At 25.5% G+C, this 1388-nt stretch carries 1 protein-coding gene; it reads right to left on the bottom strand.

Annotation, left to right across the window (positions count from 1 at the left end):
- Positions 1-177 precede the first annotated feature (177 nt).
- Positions 178-1299 carry a transposase gene (locus KYD98_RS18015; protein WP_219781425.1) on the bottom strand — a complete coding sequence of 374 codons (1122 nt, stop codon included), beginning with the start codon at positions 1297-1299 and terminating at the stop codon, positions 178-180.
- Between the last annotated feature and the right edge of the window lie 89 nt (positions 1300-1388).

Genomic DNA, 1388 nt, shown 5'->3' with positions numbered 1-1388 from the left:
TTACGGACAGTTATTATCAAAATTATTGAATAAATTCCATAATAAATTTAATTTTAAATTATTATGGAATTTGCTCTTGAACTAAACTTCATTTTAATTGAATTTAAGTATAAATAAGTAAAGAGTAAAGTCTATTTTGACTATAGCTAATATGTCAATACTCTCTTTTTTTTGATTCTAACCTTGATATATAGTAAAGCAAGTTTTCAAATAATATTTCTTCCTGCAAGAGTAGTAAGCTCTTTTAAACCATTTAATGCCTGTAGTAAATAAACTATAAATTCTAACTTTTTTTCCGTTAATATTTTTAGTAGCACCTAATAAGTTATTTTTCTTATCTTTTCCACATGAAACACCAAGAGAAATTATATAACAATAAGCTATACAGACACAAAAATATAACATCTTGGCATAATGAATATCATTACTCCAGGTATCTTCTAAGTGAAATCCACTACTTTTCAAATCTCTAAACATTTCTTCAATGTCAAATCTCTTTTTATATTCCCTTATTGCATAAGGTTCGAAAATGTTACTAGCTATAAACCACACATCATCAGCATCTTCAGCTTTACATACGGCCATATTACAGACATATTTAGCTGCTGTTAACTTAATATTTCTAAAATGCTTTGTTGCAAATTTTTTAGGGATAATATCCTCTAATTTTGTTATCTTATTTTTTCCGTCAATGAATATTAATAAATCTTTAGTACATCTAATACAATATTTCCATTGAAGATCTTCATCTATGAATTTAAATAAATCAACACTTTTAAAACCCCTATCTGCAAGTATAGTAACATCAAATCTATACGGTGTTAATATTTTATATAGGAAGTTAAGACCTTCTTTTACATGAATAAAATCTTTATTTCCTTCTTGTTTATATCTAAATAGCTTAAACCAAAGAGGAATAGCTCTTCTCCCTACCTTTAATGAAAATTGCAATATTACAAATCTATCATCTATTGTAGTATGGTCAAATATTATATAAATTGCTTTTGATCTAAATTTATATTTTTGCAATATCTTATACACAAAAAACTCATAGAGTTTTTCAGGGTTAATTGCTTTATTGCTTAAAAATCTTTGTAATCTTTTCACCTTGCTTGTTTCAGTACCTACTGAATAAGAGTCTTTTAACTCTTGAGAAATTTTGGATAGCACAACTGATTGTGAACAAATTATTCCAATAATCATTGCAATTAAATTATTTAAGCGAGGAACAGATAAAATTATCATTTTTTCTAGTGTTTTTTTCAATTCTGTAGTAAGATATTCTTGATCGTTGATCATAGAAACCACCTTTCTTTTGTAATTTGTTTGTGCAAATCAATTTTACACTATAAAAAGGTGGTTTTTTATATTTTAAAAAATAATTTTTT

This window comes from Clostridium weizhouense, from assembly GCF_019431045.1.
GTDB lineage: Bacteria > Bacillota > Clostridia > Clostridiales > Clostridiaceae > Clostridium > Clostridium weizhouense.
Note: the sequence above shows the minus strand (reverse complement) of the source record. Positions and strands in the feature narration are given on the sequence as shown.

Excerpts from the sequence above, each read along its gene's own strand:
- KYD98_RS18015 (WP_219781425.1), bottom strand. The coding sequence starts at position 1,299 with ATGATCAACGATCAAGAATATCTTACTACAGAATTGAAAAAAACACTA.